Raw genomic sequence first — 15,006 nt, 5'->3', positions numbered from 1 at the left:
AAGTGAGTCCGCACCAGGGAAACGCAAAAGAGAAAGCTGCATAGATGGCCGAAGCCTACATCTGCGACTACATCCGCACGCCGATCGGGCGCTTTGGTGGGCAGTTGGCGTCGGTCCGCGCCGACGATCTTGGCGCGATACCCCTGAGGGCGCTGGTCGAGCGCAATCCCAGCATCGACTGGGCTGATATCGATGACGTCATGTATGGCTGTGCCAACCAGGCTGGCGAGGACAACCGCAATGTGGCGCGCATGGCGCTGCTGCTCGCCGGACTGCCCAAGGAGGTTCCCGGCTCGACCGTCAATCGCCTCTGCGGTTCCGGCATGGATGCGGTGGTCATCGCCGCGCGCGCCATCAAGGCGGGCGAGGCGGAGCTGATGATAGCGGGCGGCGTCGAATCGATGTCGCGCGCGCCGTTCGTCATGCCCAAGGCGGAGACGGCGTTTTCGCGCAATGCCGAGATCCACGACACCACCATCGGCTGGCGTTTCGTCAATCCGCTGATGAAGAAGCAATACGGTGTCGATTCGATGCCGGAGACCGGCGAGAACGTTGCTGAGGAGTTCGCCATCTCCCGCGCGGACCAGGATGCCTTTGCCGTGCGCAGTCAGGACAAGGCGGTCGCCGCGCAGGCCAATGGCCGGCTGGCCAAGGAAATCACCCCGGTGACGATCGCGCAGCGCAAGGGCGACCCGGTCGTTGTGGAAAAAGATGAACATCCCCGCGCCGGCACGACGATCGAGGCGCTGGCGAAATTGCCGACGCCGTTCCGGCAAGGCGGCACGGTCACCGCCGGCAACGCGTCGGGCGTCAATGACGGCGCGGCGGCGCTGATCGTCGCCTCGGAAGCCGCCGTGAAGAAATACGGCCTGACGCCGATCGCCCGCATCCTCGGCGGTGCGGCCGCCGGCGTGGCGCCGCGCATCATGGGTATCGGCCCTGTGCCGGCGACGCAGAAGCTGTGTGCCCGGCTCGGTCTGAAGCCGACAGATTTCGACGTCATCGAGCTCAACGAAGCCTTTGCCTCCCAGGGCATCGCCGTGCTTCGCCAACTCGGCATTGCCGAGGACGTGGAGCACGTCAATCCGAATGGCGGCGCCATCGCGCTCGGCCACCCGCTCGGCATGTCGGGTGCGCGCATATCAGGCACCGCGGCGCTGGAGCTTCGCGAGCGCGGCGGCCGCTATGCGCTCGCCACCATGTGCATCGGCGTCGGCCAAGGCATCGCCGTGGCGCTGGAAAGGCTGTAAAACAAACTGCAATCAAACGGTCGCCGCCGCGAGGCGCGGCCCTGCAGCTTCCCGGCAAATTTGACCATGTGGACAAAGGTCGGACGCCGTTCCATAGTTCCCTCGCTGATAATTCAAAGAAACAGCCGGCTCGACACGGCGTCAATCAGAGGGGCATGCAATGGAAAATGGGAAGAGCAAAATCCAATCGAAACGCGAAGGACTTTCGCGACGCAATTTGCTGGAGCTGGGCGCGCTAGGCTTGGCAGCAGCCATGCTGCCGGGCAGTGCCTTGGCGCAGGACAAGAAGCTGAAGGTGGCGGCGATCTTCGCCACGCCGATCGAGGAGCCATGGGACCACCAGATCCATGTCGCCCTGCAGAGGGCCGAGAAGGAACTCGGCATCGAGTACAAATGGTCGGAGAAGGTGCAATCGGCCGATTTCAGCCGGGTCATGCGCGAATATGCGCAAGGCGGCTATGAGCTGGTTCTCGGCGATGCTTTCGCCGCCGAGCGCGAATCCCGCCGAACCGCCAAGCAATTTCCGAAGGTCGCCTTCCTGTTCGGCTCCGGCGCCGGGCCGGCCGAGCCGAATTTCGCAGTCTTCGACAACTGGATCCACGAGCCGGCCTATCTCTCGGGCCTGATCGCCGGAAAGATGTCGAAATCAGGCACGATCGGCGCCGTCGCGGCGATGGGCATTCCTGAGGTCAACCGGCTGGTCAACGCCTTCTTCGCCGGCGCCAGGGAAGTCAATCCGGATATCAAGAGGAAGGTCGCTTTCATCGGCTCTTTCTTCGACCCGCCAAAGGCGAAGGAAGCGGCTATCGCCCAGATCGACGCCGGCGTCGACGTGATCTATGCCGAACGCTTCGGCGTCATCGAAGCGGCGGTCGAGAGGAAAATCCTCGCCATCTCCAACATGTCCGACCAGTCGAGCCTCGGCCCGGACACGGTGATCACCGGCCCGGTCTGGGACATGTATCCGACGGTCGAGCACGCGATCAAGCTGGTCAAGGCAGGGGTCTTCACCGCGCAGGATTACGGCGATTTCTCGCGCATGGCTAAGGGCGGCTCCTTTCTGGCGCCCTACCACAAGTTCGATAAGACGCTGCCCGCCGACGTCAAGCAGCTGGTCGAGAAGAAAAAGGCCGAAATTCTTGACGGCAATTTCCGCGTCGATGTGGATGAGAATACGCCGGTTTCGGATTAGAGCGCTGTCTTTTTTGGGGGTCTGGCGCTTGTCGCACCCCCCCTCTGGCCTGCCGGCCATCTCCCCCTCAAGGGGGGAGATTTGCAGCTTCGCCGACAGCGCCTTTTCTTCAGCGTTGACGATTTGCGAAAGCCGAAGTGACATCCAATCTCCCCCCTTGAGGGGGAGATGGCCGGCAGGCCAGAGGGGGGTGCGGCGCATCCCGTCGATCAAAGCTGAATCGTAGAGCCAATTCCGATCAGGAGCACCCGTGCCGAGGCCCGCCCCACTCATCGAAATGCGTGGCATCTCCAAGAGCTTCGGCGCCGTCAAGGCAAACGAAGCCGTCGATCTGAGCGTGGCACCCGGTGAAATTCTCGGGCTGCTGGGTGAAAACGGCGCCGGCAAGACGACGCTGATGAACGTGCTGTTCGGCGCCTATGCGCCCGATGCCGGCGACATCCTGGTCCAGGGCCGGCCGGTGACGATCAACAGTTCGGCCGATGCGCTTGCCGCCGGTATCGGCATGGTGCACCAGCATTTCCATCTGGCGCCGCGGCTTTCGGTGCTGGAAAACCTGCTGATCGGCATTCCCGGAAAGTCGGGCCGGATCGATCGCGCCGGCGGGCTGGCGCGGCTCGCCGAGATCGGCCGGCAGCACGGGCTCGCGCTGGATCCGGAGCTTCCCGTCTCGGCGCTGTCGGTCGGCGAGCAGCAGCGGCTCGAAATCGTCAAGGCGCTGTTTCGCGGCGCAAGGCTGCTGATCCTCGACGAGCCGACGGCGGTGCTGGCGCCAACCGAGGTCGACGGTCTGTTTTCGGCGCTGCGGTCGATGGCGGCCCAGGGCCTTGGCATCATCTTCATCTCGCACAAGCTCAACGAGGTGCGCGCGCTGACCCATCGCTGTGTCGTGTTGCGGCATGGCCGCGTTGCCGGCCGCGTCGACGCACCTGCCAGCACGACGTCCTCGGAAATGGCGCGACTGATGTGCGGCCACGAGATCGTTCCGCCGGCCAGGGGACCATCGACGCCGGGTGCCGCGGTGCTGACCCTGGACGGCATCTCGACGTCGCATCATTCCGGCATGGCGCTGCGTGACGTGTCGCTCTCTGTGCGTGCCGGCGAGATCCTCGGCATTGCCGGTGTCTCGGGTAATGGCCAGCGAGCGCTGGCGGAGGTGATCTCCGGCATTCGTGCGCCCGATGCCGGCCGGATGACGATAGCCGGCAAAATTGTCTCGCGGTTTTCGCCGCGCGAGGTGCAGGCGCTCGGTCTCGGACGCATTCCGGAAGACCGCATGACGACCGGTCTGGTCACCAACCTGCCGCTCGCCGATTCGATGGTGCTGCCGCGCATCGGCACGGGGGCATTCAGCCGCAACGGCTTGCTCAGGCCCGACGCGATCCGCGCCTTCGCCGAGGCGCAGATCAAGGCCTATGACATACGCTGCCCCGGGCCGATGACGCGGGCAGGCGCCCTGTCCGGCGGCAATCTGCAAAAGGCGCTGCTGGCGCGCGAACTTGCCTTCGATCCGAAGGTGCTGATCGTGTCGCAGCCGACGCGTGGCCTCGACATCGGTGCGGCGCGCTTTATCCATGAAAAGTTCCTCGACATGCGTGCCAAGGGTTGCGGCATCATCGTCATCGGCGAGGATCTCGAAGAGCTGCTCATGCTCTGCGACCGCATTGCGGCGATGTATGAGGGACGCATCGTCGGCACGCTGGACAGCGCCGACGCCACCATCGCACGGCTCGGCCTGATGATGACCGGGGCGGAGGGCCATAGTTGATGTTCCGCTTGGAAACCCGCACCAGCACGCCCGCCTGGTTCAATCTGGCTCTGCCGCTGCTGGCGATCGGGGCGACGCTGGTGCTGTGCAGCGGTCTGATCGCGCTGGCCGGCGCCGGCGTGATCGAGGCCTATGGCGTGATGTTCTCGGCGTCGCTCGGCGACAGCTATGCAATCACCGAAACGCTGGTGCGTGCAGCACCGATGATCTTCACCGGGCTTGCCATCGCCGTCGCCTTCCGCGCCAAATTCTGGAACATCGGCGCCGAGGGGCAGTTACTTGCCGGCGCGGTGGCGAGCTGCGCGGTCGGCGCCATTCCGATGCCGGGGCCGCTCGCCATACTTCTCATGGCAGTGGCGGGTGCTGCAGCCGGCGCTGCGGTCGCCTTGGTGCCGGCGACGCTGCGCGTAAAATTCAGGGTTGATGACGTGGTCAGCTCACTGCTGCTCAATTCGGTCATCTTCTACGCCCTGATGGCGCTGATCGAAGGCCCGTGGAAAGACAGTTTCAGCGGCTACCCGATCTCACCGCCGATCGAGGATTCAGCGAATTTCCCGGTGCTGCTCGAAGGCACGCGGCTGCATCTCGGCGTCGTGGCGGCGTTCCTTGCTGCGCCGGTCATCTGGTTCCTGGTGATGCGCACGACGCTCGGCTTCAGGATCAGGGTCATAGGCGAGAATCCCGAGGCGGCGCGCTATGGCGGCATTCATGTCGAGCGCGTGCTGATCTCGACGGCGCTGCTGTCCGGGGCGCTCGCCGGACTTGCCGGCGTCGGCGAGGTCGGCGGCGTGCATTTCCAGGTGATGAGCGACATCTCGCCGGGCTACGGCTATTCCGGTATCGTCGTCGCCATGCTGGCGAGGCTCAATCCGCTCGGCGTGGTGCCGGCGGCGATCTTCCTCGCCGCCGTCATGACCGGCGCCGAGGCGATGTCGCGGGCCACCGGCGTTCCTGCCTTCCTCAGCGACGTCATCCAGGGAACCGCGCTGCTCGCCATGTTGGTGGCGCTGCTGTTCACCGCCTACCGCATCCGCCGCGTGGGGACAGCCAAATGAACGTGGTGCTCGAACAGATCTTTCAGGTCGGCTTCCTGGCCGCGATCATCCGCATTGCCACGCCATTGGCTTTTGCGACGTTGGGCGAGATGTTCTCCGAGCGGGCCGGCGTGCTCAATCTCGGCATCGAAGGCATCATGCTGTTGTCGGCGATGACCGGCTTCACCGCGACCAGCCTCAGCGGCAGCCTGTGGCTCGGCGTGCTGGCGGCAGTTGTCACCGGTGCGCTGATGGGTGCCCTGCATGCGCTGTTTACGGTGGCTCTCGGCCTCAGCCAGCATGTCTGCGGCATCGGCGTGACACTGTTCTCATCGGGGCTTGCCTATTTCCTCTACCGGCTGATCTTCGGCCAGCAATCGGTGCCGCCCAGCATCAAGAGTTTCGAAACGCTGCCGATTCCTTTTCTCTCCGACATCCCGGTGCTCGGGCCGGCGGTGTTCAACCAGTTTTCGCTGGTCTACATGGCGATCCTTGCGGTTCCCCTGGCCGCCTTCGTTCTCTACCGGACACCATGGGGCCTGTCGGTGCGCATGGTCGGCGAAAATCCGCGCGCCGCCGACTCGGCCGGCGTCAGCGTCATTGCGACACGCTTCCAGGCAGTCATTCTCGGCGGCGCCTTGATGGGGCTGGCTGGCGCCTTCCTGTCGATGGTGCAGTTCAACGCTTTCACCTTCGGCCTCGTTTCAGGGCGCGGCTGGGTGGCGATCGCGCTCGTCGTCTTCGGCCGCTGGGACCCCTGGCGTTCGGCGGGGGCCGCCTTGCTGTTCGCCTTCGTCGATGCCTTGCAATTGCGCATGCAGGCGAGCGGACTCGGCCATATCCCCTATGAGGCGTTCCTGATGCTGCCCTTCATCTTCACCATCGTCGCCATGGCGGTTATGTCTCGCAACGCCGTCGCTCCTTCGGCGTTGCTCAAACCGTTTCGCCGGGAAGAACGCTGACAGCCAGGCGAAATGCCGGGTCCTTAGCTGGCGACAGCGGGCTTCAGTACTTCCTCGCACCATTGGCGGAAGCTGGTGGGTGTGGTGGACTGTGGTGTACGCGGCTCGGCATTGTCGAGGCCCTCGTTCTTGGCCTCCAGCATGTCGACCATGGCCTGCGCGAAAGCCTCGGAGGCGCCGCGCTCGATGAAACCCGCTCTGAATGCCTCGAAGGAGACCTGCTCAAAGCGTACTGGTTTTCCCAGCACCTGCGACATGATCTGCGCCATGTCGTTGAAGGACAGGTCCTCTGGGCCGAGGATTGGGACACGGTCTTGTCCGCTCCAGGTGGGGTCGAGCAGCAGCTTGGCGGCGGCAGCGGCAATGTCGCGGGTGGCGCAGGTAGGGAGCTTGCGGTTCCCGGAGATTGGCCAGAAGAACATGCCCTGGTTCTTGATCGGCACCACCTGGCGCAAGATGTTGTCCATGAACGAAGGCATCGTCAGCGCCCGGTAGCTCACGCCCGTGCTCGCAATCAGATCGTCCATTGCCAGCGACGCCGACACATGTCCGGCCTTCCCGGCCACCGCCGTCCCGTGGCCAAGGGCCGACACCGCGACCACCCGTTTCACTCCCCGGCTCTTGATCGCGTCGCATGCCGGCCGGCTGAAATCCACATAGGCTGCCTCGACGTTCTCGGCGTGGACGTTTGGGGGCACCAGCCAGAACACGGCGTCGGCGCCAGCGAACGCCTCGTTGACGATGCCGATGTCGCCGTGCGACCCCTGCACCACCTCGACGCGCTCGCGTGTGTGCGAGGACAGACGGGAGGGATCGCGCGCGATCACGCGGACGGGTCCGCCGCTGTCGAGGAGAGTCTCGAGGACTTGGCGGCCGATGCTGCCTGTGGGTGTGGTGACGACGATCATATGAATCTCTGACTTGCTGTCGTGGCCGTATTTCGCGATCGACGGGGATAGGTAACTCTCGCGTTCCCTCGCCGATGGCGGTCGCCTGAGTCACTCAGACGACCGCCATGAGCGCAACGGGGCGAGAGTGAGCACCTCTAAATTCAGGCGTTGAGCGCCGCCAGCACCCGCTCCGGCAGGAACGGATAGTGCCGGAGCCGCACGCCGCCGGTGAGCCGCGCCACCGCGTTGGCGATCGCCGGACCGATCGGCGGCAGGCCGACCTGGCCGACGCCTCCGATCGGATTCTCGGGCGTTGGAATCACGGTAACCTGGATATCGGGCGCCTCGGACATGCGTATCACCCGATAGGTGTCGAAGTTTGTTTCCTGCACCTCGCCATCGACGATGTTGATCTGCTCGAACAAGGCATGGCTGGCACCGCCTGTGATCCCGGTAATCATCAGCGCTTCGATGTTGCGCGGTTGTACCGCTATTCCCGGATCGACAGCGCACCATACGGTGTGCACGCGGATCTCGCCGGTCTCGCGATCAAGCGAGACCTCGGCGATCTCAGCGCAGTGGGAGCCAAAGGCATCGGAATAGGCGACACCCAGCGCCCGCCCGTCGCGTTGGCGGTCCCATTCCGCCATCTGGGCGACGGTCTCGATGACCTTGCGCGCCCGCGGCTGGTCCTTCAGGAGCTCCAGCCGAAGCGCCACAGGATCGACCCCCTTGGCGGTCGCGATTTCGTCGATGACACATTCGATGCCGAACCTGGTGTAGCCAACGCCGACCCCGAACCAGAAGCCTATGTCTAGGCCATTATCCCTACGGATATACTCGATCTGATGCGCAGGGACGGCATAGTTGAAATGCGCGCCCTCGGTCACCACACTGTCGTGGCCGCCTTCGCTCTCGAACAGTTGAGGCATCGTGCGGGCAAAAATGGAATCCGCCACGATGCGGTGCCGCCAGCCGATAATGTTGCCGTCGCCGTCGAGCCCGACCTGCACATGTTGCGCTTCGAGCGGCCGGTACTTGCCATGCTGGACGTCGTCTTCGCGGCTCCAGATGACCTTGACCGGGCGGCCCTGCACCGCCTTGGCGAGCGACACTGCATCGATGATGAAGTCGGCCTCGGCTTTGCGGCCAAAACCGCCGCCGAGCAGGGTGGTGTTCACCTTGACCTTGTCAGGGGTGGTGCCGGCCACCTCCGCGGCAAAGCCCTGGGTGCCTGTTGGGCCTTGCGTCGGAGCCCAGATTTCGACCGTATCGCCCGCCACGAGCGCCGTGGCGTTCATCGGCTCCATCGTCGCATGGTGAACATGGTCGCTCATGTAATCGACCGCGATGACCGTTGCGGCCTTCGAGATCGCGGTCTGTGCATCTCCTTCCGTGGCAGCGCTGACGCCGCTTTGGGCGAGGTCGCGGCCAATGCGGCGATACTCTTCCAAAAGCCGATCGCTGGTGTAATTGCGGATCCGCGACGACGTGGTCCACACGATTTTGAGCAGATCCTTGGCCCGCTTCGTCGCCTCGACCGTTTCGCCGATGATGCCGACGCCGTAAGGCAGCGGCACGATGTGCGTGATGCCCGGCACGGTCCTGGCTTCGGCATCGTCGATGGTTGCCGGCTGCTCGCCCTGAACGGGCGCCCGCAGCACCGCTCCGTACAGCATGTCCGGAAGCTGCACGTCGATGCCGAAGATCGCGGTGCCGTCGACCTTCGAGGGTATGTCGATGCGCGGCACCGTCAGATTTCCGATATAGCGCCACTGATCGCTCGGCTTCAGATCGGCGTCCGTCGCCTGCGGCAGCGGATCCGGAAGCGCGCCGGCCGCGGCGACCTCGCCATACTCCAGCGAGCGGCCCGACCGCGCGTGCACGACTCGGTTGGGCTCCGTGGTGAGTTCGCTCACCGGAACGTTGAGCATGTCGGCGGCACTTGCCAGTATGATCTTGCGGGTCTGGGCGCCGACCAGGCGCAACATTTTGTAATAGCCCCGCGTGGATTCGCTGCCGCCGGTGAGCTGCACGCCGTAAAAGCCAGGGTTGCCGTACTTTTCCGCGTCGGACGGGGCCTGGACGACGCGAACCTTGTGCCAATCGGCATCCATGTCCTCGGCGATGAGCAGCGGCAGCGTCGTCATGATACCCTGCCCCATCTCGGATGCGGGTGACATGATGGTCACGGTGCCGTCGGCGGCGATGGTCAGCCAGGCGTTTGGCCGGTAACTGCCCTCGACCGTCGGCGCAATGCTGGCGCCCGAGGCATCCTGGAGCAGGCCTCCGAATGCAACTGCGATGCCGGTGGCACCGGCTGTGATGAGGAAGCTGCGCCGCGACAGCGCTCTGGTGTGCAGCTGCAATGTCTCGGTCATGGCTCAGGCCTCCCGTGCGGCGCGCTGAATGGCGCTGATGATGCGCACATAGGTTCCGCAGCGGCAGATGTTGCCGTCCATGTGTTCGACGATCTGATCGCGGGTGGGGTCGGGGTTGCTCTTGAGGAGCGCCGCGGCCTGCATGATCTGCCCGGACTGGCAATAGCCGCATTGCGGCACCTGCTCGGCGATCCAGGCTTGCTGCAGCGGATGGCTGGCATCCGGCGACAGGCCTTCGATCGTCGTCACCTCCATTCCGGCCACGTCCTGAAGCATGGTCACGCAGGAGCGCGTCGGCTCGCCGTCGACGTGAACGGTGCAGGCGCCACATTGCGCGATGCCGCAGCCGAATTTGGTGCCGGTGAGTTTCAGATGCTCCCGTATCACCCATAGAAGCGGGGTATCTGGCTCGGCGGCGAGATCCACCGCCCGTCCATTGATCGTGAACGCTGTCATGGCTATTGTTCCCTTAACCGGCGCAATCATCGGATTTCTTCCAGTGATGATGGCAACGTTATCCGCTCTATCCGTAAACATTTCTGTACTATCCACGACTATGCCATCATGAATATTTCAAGAATTTGATTATTACTTCAGATGTTTCCACATCGTCGGAGACGTTGTTATAAAATAGCCTGTTGAGGAAATGCGATCTATGCTGTAAAGTCCGTATTATCTTCGCAATCGTCCGGGACGCCCATGGATCCGCTCTCAGATGTGCTGTCGCTGCTAAAGCCGCGCAGTTATGTGTCCGCCGGCTTCGACGCGGGTGGAAACTGGTCGATCCAGTTCTCCGACCAGCACGAACTTATCAAATGCTACGCTGTGGTTTCCGGCGGGTGCTGGCTGTCAGTGGAAGGCGTTGCCGATGCGGTGCGGGTGGAGAAGGGGGACTGCTTCGTGCTGCCGAGCGGGCGGCCTTTCCGCCTCGCAAGCGACATGACTTTGACGCCTGTCGGAGCCGGCACGATTTTTCCCCCCGCGCGGGCTGGCGGTGTCGTGACGTATAATGGCGGCGGTGATTTCTTTCTTGTCGGCAGCCGCTTCGCTGTCAGTGGCAATCATGCCGGCATGCTGCTGGGCATGCTGCCGCCCATCGTGCATATCCGGAAAGAAACGGATCAGGCGGCGCTGCGCTGGTCGGTGGAGCGGATGATGCAGGAACTGCACGAGCCGCAGCCGGGCGGTTTCCTGGTCGCGCAACACCTCGCCCACATGATGCTGGTCCAGGCCTTGCGCCTGCATCTGGCGGAAGGGCTGGGAGGAGGCGTTGGATGGTTTTTCGCCCTGGCAGATAAACAGATGGCTGCTGCGATCAACGCCATCCACGACGATCCGGCGCATCGCTGGACATTGCAGGAGCTGGCGGCGCGTGCCGGCATGTCGCGATCGACCTTTGCCCTGAAGTTCAAGGAGATGGTTGGGACGTCACCGATGGAGTACCTGACCAGCTGGCGAATGCTGCTGGCGGGAGACAGGCTGGCGAATTCCAGCGACCCAATTTCCGTCATTGCCCTGTCGCTCGGCTACGAATCCGAAAGCGCCTTCAGCACGGCCTTCAAGAGGGTCATGAACTGCACACCACGGCAATATGGCCGTGGCCGGAACCCCGCTTCCCCTTCAACGTTCAACACGCGCCCAGAGGACACGGCCGCTGCCCGCTGGCTGAAAGCCGGTTGATCCGGCCCGAGCCGAAGGGAAATCTCAGCCGCCGCTTAGCGCCCGCACCACATTCGGCAGCGCCGGCAGCGTCAACAAAACCGTGCCGGCAAGCCAGATGGACGAGACGACGATGCTTCTGGGCTGCGCCGACCAACGCTCATAGAGCGCGGCCGGCACGCCGGCGAGCATGATGGTTATCGTCGACAGGATCAGCGCACTTGCCATGTAGACGATCTGACTTAGGGGGGGCGCCCAGGCCGGATACCAAACCGGATAGAACAGGAACACCATCAGCACCCAAGGCGAAAAGATACCGTTGACGATTGCGACCGCCATGACAGGCACAAGAGCGTTTCTGTCCATCGCCTCAACCCCCCTGTGAAGTCATCGGCGCGATGCCGAAATTGATCAGCAAGACGAGATAGCTGATGCGCAAGGCCATAAGCCAGAGCACGCTGAAGACGATCACAACCGGCTGGGTCAGGATCGACGGCGTGACGGTCCGCACGATCCGCAGGAATGGGTCGGTGACGGTCTTGAAGAAGCGCCAGATGTAGTTGTCCCAGCTTTCGGGCACGAAGAGGCCGAGCAGGAGACGCCCCATCAGCGTGTACATCACCGCGGCAAGGATGAAATTCGGTAGGTGGAAATACCAGTAAGACCAGAAATCGTTCATGTGGATTTTCCAAGGAGCGGCGGCGCCGCGTTATGCCAGCGACGCCCCCGAAATGAAAGCGGGGTCCGTCGCCGGACCCCGCCTCGAGCGCCGATCGCTATGCGAGATCAGGCGATCTTTTCTTCCATCATCTGCTTGCCGCGAGGCACACGGATTTCCTCGATGAAATCCTGCATATCCCGGGACGGCGCCTTGGTGAGAAGGCTGACGATGATCATCACGGCGAAGCCCACCGGCAGACCAAAGGCCGCCGACGAAATGTTCTTCACGCCCCACCACAGTTCCATATTGGGCGTCGCCTTGTCGAAGTCGGCGCCGTACTGCGTCATGACGAGATAGAAGATGGTGATGCCGAAGCCAGCGATCATGCCGGCGACAGCGCCAGCCGAATTGGCCCGCTTCCACCAAACGCCGAGCACCAGGGCTGGGAAGAGCCCGCCGGCTGCAAGCGAGAACGCCCACGACACCATCGACAGGATGTCCGACGGCTTGGTCGATGCGACGTAAGCAGCCAGCACCGCGACCATAACCAGCAAGATGCGCGACACGATCAGACGCCGCGACGTCGGCGCGTTCTGGTCGATCATCTTGTAGTAGATGTCGTGGCTGAGCGCGTTGGCGATGGCCAGCAGCAGGCCGTCCGCCGTCGACAGCGCGGCGGCAAGACCACCGGCGGCGACGAGGCCCGAGATGACGTAAGGCATGCCGGCCATTTCCGGCGTGGCCAGCACGATCATGTCGGCGTTGAGGTTGATATCGGCAAACGAAAGTGCCGTCACGCCCTTTTCGGCGCAGGCCGCGACGATCGCCGCGGTGTCTGTCGCCGCTTTGCCGCAAATCTGCACGAGCGTATTGTCGGCAGCGGCCCAGCGCATCATCCATCCGGCTTTCTCCGAGATGTTTTCAGGCGTCAGGCCGGACGCCACCAGGTCGAGCATCGTCCACTTGGCGAACGCCGCATAGGCGGGCGCCGTGAAGTAGAGGATGAAGATGAACAGCAGCGACCAGGCGACCGAAACGCGCGCCTCACGCACCGACGGGGTGGTGAAGTATCGCATCAGGACGTGCGGCAGTGACGCCGTTCCGACCATCAGGCAGAGGATCAGCAGGAAGTAGTTCTTGGCATCATAGCCACCATGCACGAATGGCGTGATGTGGTGCACCGTGATGCCCTGCGCCGTCTCAAGCGCGGTGATGTTCGCCAGCGCCTGGCCCTGCATCAATTGCGGGATCGGCACGCCGGTCTTCACCGTCGACATCCAGATGACAGGGATGAGATAGGCGATGATCAGCACGATGTACTGTGCGACCTGCGTCCAGGTGACGGCGCGCATGCCGCCGAGCATCGAGCAGACCAGAATGCCGGCGAGGCCGACATAGACTGCGACGTTGAAGTCGATTCCCAGGAAGCGGGCCGAGATCAGCCCGGTGCCGAAAATCTGCGCGACCACATAGGTGAACGAGCAGGAGAACAGAACGACCACGCCGATCAGACGGGCAAGATTGCCGCCATAGCGCGCCGACAGGAAGTCGGGAACCGTGTAGGCGCCGAACTTGCGCAGATAGGGTGCAACGAGGATGGCCACGAGCACGTAGCCGCCGGTCCAGCCGAGCACGAAGCCGAGGCCGTCATAGCCGAGCAGGTAGAGCGAACCGGCCATACCGATGAAGGAAGCCGCCGACATCCAATCGGCGCCGGTCGCCATGCCGTTGTAGAGCGCCGGCACGCGCCGCCCGGCGACGTAATATTCGCCAACATGCATGGTGCGGCTCAGGACGCCGATCACCGCGTAGATGACGATGGTAAAGCCCATGAACAGGTAGCCGATTACAACGTTTTCGACACCCAAGGCGCTCAAGATAGCCATCAGGATGATGAAGGCTATGAAGCCGCCGGTGTAGATGCCGTAGATGCGGCCGAGGTTGGAGGTGAAATCGCCTCCGCCTGCCGTAGTCGCTGTCGTGTTAGCCATTGAAGCCCCCCCAATCATTCTTCATTGACATGATGCTCTTCGTCGATCGCGTTCTGGCGCCGTGCGAACCAGAACAGCATGACGACGAAGGCGATGAGCGAGCCCTGAGCGGCCATGTAGAAACCGAGCGGAAAGCCAAAAATGACGATGGTGTTGAGTTGCTCCACGAACATGTGGATGACGTAACCGAAGAACACCCACAGTCCCAGCATGACGAACATGAGACTCTTGGTCTTGTTCCAATAACTTACGCGGTCTGGCGTCGCCATAGCGTTGAACCTCCCTTGGTTGGCAGCTTGCGAACCGTCTCGAGCGCAAGGCGCCGTTTAAAGCTTGCCTCTTCCGCTAGCGCGGAAGTCCTCCGGCATATGTTGCGGCCAGGTATAGAATCAGCCGACCGTAACTTTATAGGAGTAACACTTCTTGTCGCTGCTGTTCATACGACTTTAGAATCGGTGGGAGGACTGGAGAATTGGTGAGAGGACTTGAATCGGTAAGAGGGCTGGCGGTGCGGCGTGGCGGAGGCTAAACGGTTAACATCGGTTGGAAACAAAACCGAAGGGAGAGCGCCATGGGCCTGCTGAACGATTTGTTGCCCGAGTTCCTGCGCAAGCCGCAACCGATCGGCAGCGTCGGCGAACTGGCTGACTTCATGGATTCGCGCGCCGCCTTCCTGGCGCAGAAAAGCATCGTCGAGTTCTGCCGCGTCAGGGCGGGGGTCTACTGGCAGAAGCTGTTCAGCGAGAAGGAATTCCAGGCGGCGCTCAACCATTCACGTTGGCGCGCCTACCCTGCGTGCTACGCCATCGTGGCGGAAATGGTGGAGGGCGCGCTGCGCGAACCTGCCGGCTTGCGCCAGCGAGGCCTGCCAGCGGCGCTGGAAAAAGTGGCCCTGGCAAGCTTCTCCAAATATGCCGTTCCGGAGGGCTCGCCCCCTACTTTCTGGGAGGACGCCGCCGAACTCACACGTCAGCGCCTCGCCGCCACGCAGATCGGTCCGCCGCGGCCGGTGCGCGAAATCCCCGAGCCGCTGGCGCGAACGGTTTTCGAGATGGTCCCGATCCACCCCAATCTCCTGACCAACGACTACGATTACATTTTCAACTTCCTGAGAATGAATCTGCTGCGCGCGAATGAGGATTTCCTTGAGCAGGCTGACCGCAGCGCCCTCGTCGACGAACTGCTTGGCGCCGCGCGCATCTGAGCTTTGTTCCTGCC

The 15,006-nt window shown here is 63.1% G+C and carries 14 protein-coding genes; 7 read left to right on the top strand and 7 right to left on the bottom strand.

All coding sequences use genetic code 11. The features are described from left to right. Positions 1–44: 44 nt before the first annotated feature. The 5 genes from pcaF (at position 45) to EN885_RS06485 (ending at position 6,206) form a co-directional block, all read left to right on the top strand. Complete coding sequence (gene pcaF, locus EN885_RS06510) at positions 45–1,250, top strand: 3-oxoadipyl-CoA thiolase (RefSeq protein WP_128243515.1); 1,206 nt, start codon at positions 45–47, stop codon at positions 1,248–1,250. A 160-nt stretch (positions 1,251–1,410) separates the two neighbouring features. Next, the gene (locus EN885_RS06505; protein WP_128243516.1) at positions 1,411–2,442 is read left to right on the top strand and encodes a BMP family protein; all 1,032 of its coding nucleotides are present in this window, start codon (positions 1,411–1,413) and stop codon (positions 2,440–2,442) included. Positions 2,443–2,719: 277 nt separating this feature from the next. After that, entirely contained in the window at positions 2,720–4,210 is a 1,491-nt protein-coding gene (locus EN885_RS06495) for an ABC transporter ATP-binding protein (protein ID WP_128243550.1), read from the top strand. Next, positions 4,210–5,265, top strand: a complete 1,056-nt coding sequence (locus EN885_RS06490; protein ID WP_128243517.1) for an ABC transporter permease — start codon at positions 4,210–4,212, stop codon at positions 5,263–5,265. The genes EN885_RS06495 and EN885_RS06490 overlap by 1 nt, the downstream gene beginning before the upstream one ends. Next, a complete protein-coding gene (locus tag EN885_RS06485) occupies positions 5,262–6,206 on the top strand; it encodes an ABC transporter permease (protein ID WP_128243518.1) in 945 nt (314 codons plus the stop codon). Before EN885_RS06490 ends, EN885_RS06485 begins: the two co-directional genes overlap by 4 nt. Before the next feature lie 23 nt (positions 6,207–6,229). On the opposite strand, the gene EN885_RS06480 is transcribed toward EN885_RS06485, so the two are convergent. From EN885_RS06480 to EN885_RS06470, 3 genes are all read right to left on the bottom strand, one after another. Further along, a complete protein-coding gene (locus tag EN885_RS06480) occupies positions 6,230–7,114 on the bottom strand; it encodes an NmrA family NAD(P)-binding protein (protein ID WP_128243519.1) in 885 nt (294 codons plus the stop codon). Positions 7,115–7,257: 143 nt separating this feature from the next. Further along, positions 7,258–9,477 (bottom strand): molybdopterin cofactor-binding domain-containing protein, encoded by a 2,220-nt coding sequence (locus EN885_RS06475; RefSeq protein WP_128243520.1) that lies wholly within the window; start codon positions 9,475–9,477, stop codon positions 7,258–7,260. 3 nt (positions 9,478–9,480) lie between these two features. Then, the gene (locus EN885_RS06470) at positions 9,481–9,933 is read right to left on the bottom strand and encodes a (2Fe-2S)-binding protein (protein ID WP_128243521.1); all 453 of its coding nucleotides are present in this window, start codon (positions 9,931–9,933) and stop codon (positions 9,481–9,483) included. A 243-nt stretch (positions 9,934–10,176) separates the two neighbouring features. On the opposite strand from EN885_RS06470, the gene EN885_RS06465 reads away from it, so the two are divergent. Further along, positions 10,177–11,157, top strand: coding sequence for an AraC family transcriptional regulator (locus tag EN885_RS06465; protein WP_128243522.1), 981 nt, complete (start codon positions 10,177–10,179; stop codon positions 11,155–11,157). 24 nt (positions 11,158–11,181) lie between these two features. Here EN885_RS06465 and EN885_RS06460 read toward each other — a convergent pair whose 3' ends face one another. The 4 genes from EN885_RS06460 to EN885_RS06445 all read right to left on the bottom strand — a co-directional run bounded on the left by EN885_RS06460 (position 11,182) and on the right by EN885_RS06445 (position 14,057). Beyond that, positions 11,182–11,502, bottom strand: coding sequence for a hypothetical protein (locus EN885_RS06460; protein WP_126104409.1), 321 nt, complete (start codon positions 11,500–11,502; stop codon positions 11,182–11,184). Positions 11,503–11,506: 4 nt separating this feature from the next. Further along, positions 11,507–11,815 carry a YggT family protein gene (locus tag EN885_RS06455; RefSeq protein WP_095484982.1) on the bottom strand — a complete coding sequence of 103 codons (309 nt, stop codon included), beginning with the start codon at positions 11,813–11,815 and terminating at the stop codon, positions 11,507–11,509. 107 nt (positions 11,816–11,922) lie between these two features. Further along, on the bottom strand, positions 11,923–13,788 hold the full coding sequence (locus EN885_RS06450; protein ID WP_126104410.1) for a sodium:solute symporter family protein: 1,866 nt from the start codon (positions 13,786–13,788) through the stop codon (positions 11,923–11,925). 14 nt (positions 13,789–13,802) lie between these two features. Beyond that, positions 13,803–14,057 carry a DUF4212 domain-containing protein gene (locus tag EN885_RS06445; protein ID WP_095484984.1) on the bottom strand — a complete coding sequence of 85 codons (255 nt, stop codon included), beginning with the start codon at positions 14,055–14,057 and terminating at the stop codon, positions 13,803–13,805. 302 nt (positions 14,058–14,359) lie between these two features. On the opposite strand from EN885_RS06445, the gene EN885_RS06440 reads away from it, so the two are divergent. Beyond that, the gene (locus EN885_RS06440) at positions 14,360–14,992 is read left to right on the top strand and encodes a hypothetical protein (RefSeq protein WP_128243523.1); all 633 of its coding nucleotides are present in this window, start codon (positions 14,360–14,362) and stop codon (positions 14,990–14,992) included. Positions 14,993–15,006: the final 14 nt, after the last annotated feature.

The organism is Mesorhizobium sp. M6A.T.Cr.TU.014.01.1.1, from assembly GCF_004022765.1.
Lineage (GTDB): Bacteria > Pseudomonadota > Alphaproteobacteria > Rhizobiales > Rhizobiaceae > Mesorhizobium > Mesorhizobium mediterraneum.
This window is presented reverse-complemented; position numbering and strand designations above follow the sequence as displayed.

Coding starts and splice junctions, on each gene's coding strand:
- pcaF (WP_128243515.1), top strand. CDS start 45: ATGGCCGAAGCCTACATCTGCGACTACATCCGCACGCCGATCGGGCGC.
- EN885_RS06505 (WP_128243516.1), top strand. CDS start 1,411: ATGGAAAATGGGAAGAGCAAAATCCAATCGAAACGCGAAGGACTTTCG.
- EN885_RS06495 (WP_128243550.1), top strand. CDS start 2,720: ATGCGTGGCATCTCCAAGAGCTTCGGCGCCGTCAAGGCAAACGAAGCC.
- EN885_RS06490 (WP_128243517.1), top strand. CDS start 4,210: ATGTTCCGCTTGGAAACCCGCACCAGCACGCCCGCCTGGTTCAATCTG.
- EN885_RS06485 (WP_128243518.1), top strand. CDS start 5,262: ATGAACGTGGTGCTCGAACAGATCTTTCAGGTCGGCTTCCTGGCCGCG.
- EN885_RS06480 (WP_128243519.1), bottom strand. CDS start 7,114: ATGATCGTCGTCACCACACCCACAGGCAGCATCGGCCGCCAAGTCCTC.
- EN885_RS06475 (WP_128243520.1), bottom strand. CDS start 9,477: ATGACCGAGACATTGCAGCTGCACACCAGAGCGCTGTCGCGGCGCAGC.
- EN885_RS06470 (WP_128243521.1), bottom strand. CDS start 9,933: ATGACAGCGTTCACGATCAATGGACGGGCGGTGGATCTCGCCGCCGAG.
- EN885_RS06465 (WP_128243522.1), top strand. CDS start 10,177: ATGGATCCGCTCTCAGATGTGCTGTCGCTGCTAAAGCCGCGCAGTTAT.
- EN885_RS06460 (WP_126104409.1), bottom strand. CDS start 11,502: ATGGACAGAAACGCTCTTGTGCCTGTCATGGCGGTCGCAATCGTCAAC.
- EN885_RS06455 (WP_095484982.1), bottom strand. CDS start 11,815: ATGAACGATTTCTGGTCTTACTGGTATTTCCACCTACCGAATTTCATC.
- EN885_RS06450 (WP_126104410.1), bottom strand. CDS start 13,788: ATGGCTAACACGACAGCGACTACGGCAGGCGGAGGCGATTTCACCTCC.
- EN885_RS06445 (WP_095484984.1), bottom strand. CDS start 14,057: ATGGCGACGCCAGACCGCGTAAGTTATTGGAACAAGACCAAGAGTCTC.
- EN885_RS06440 (WP_128243523.1), top strand. CDS start 14,360: ATGGGCCTGCTGAACGATTTGTTGCCCGAGTTCCTGCGCAAGCCGCAA.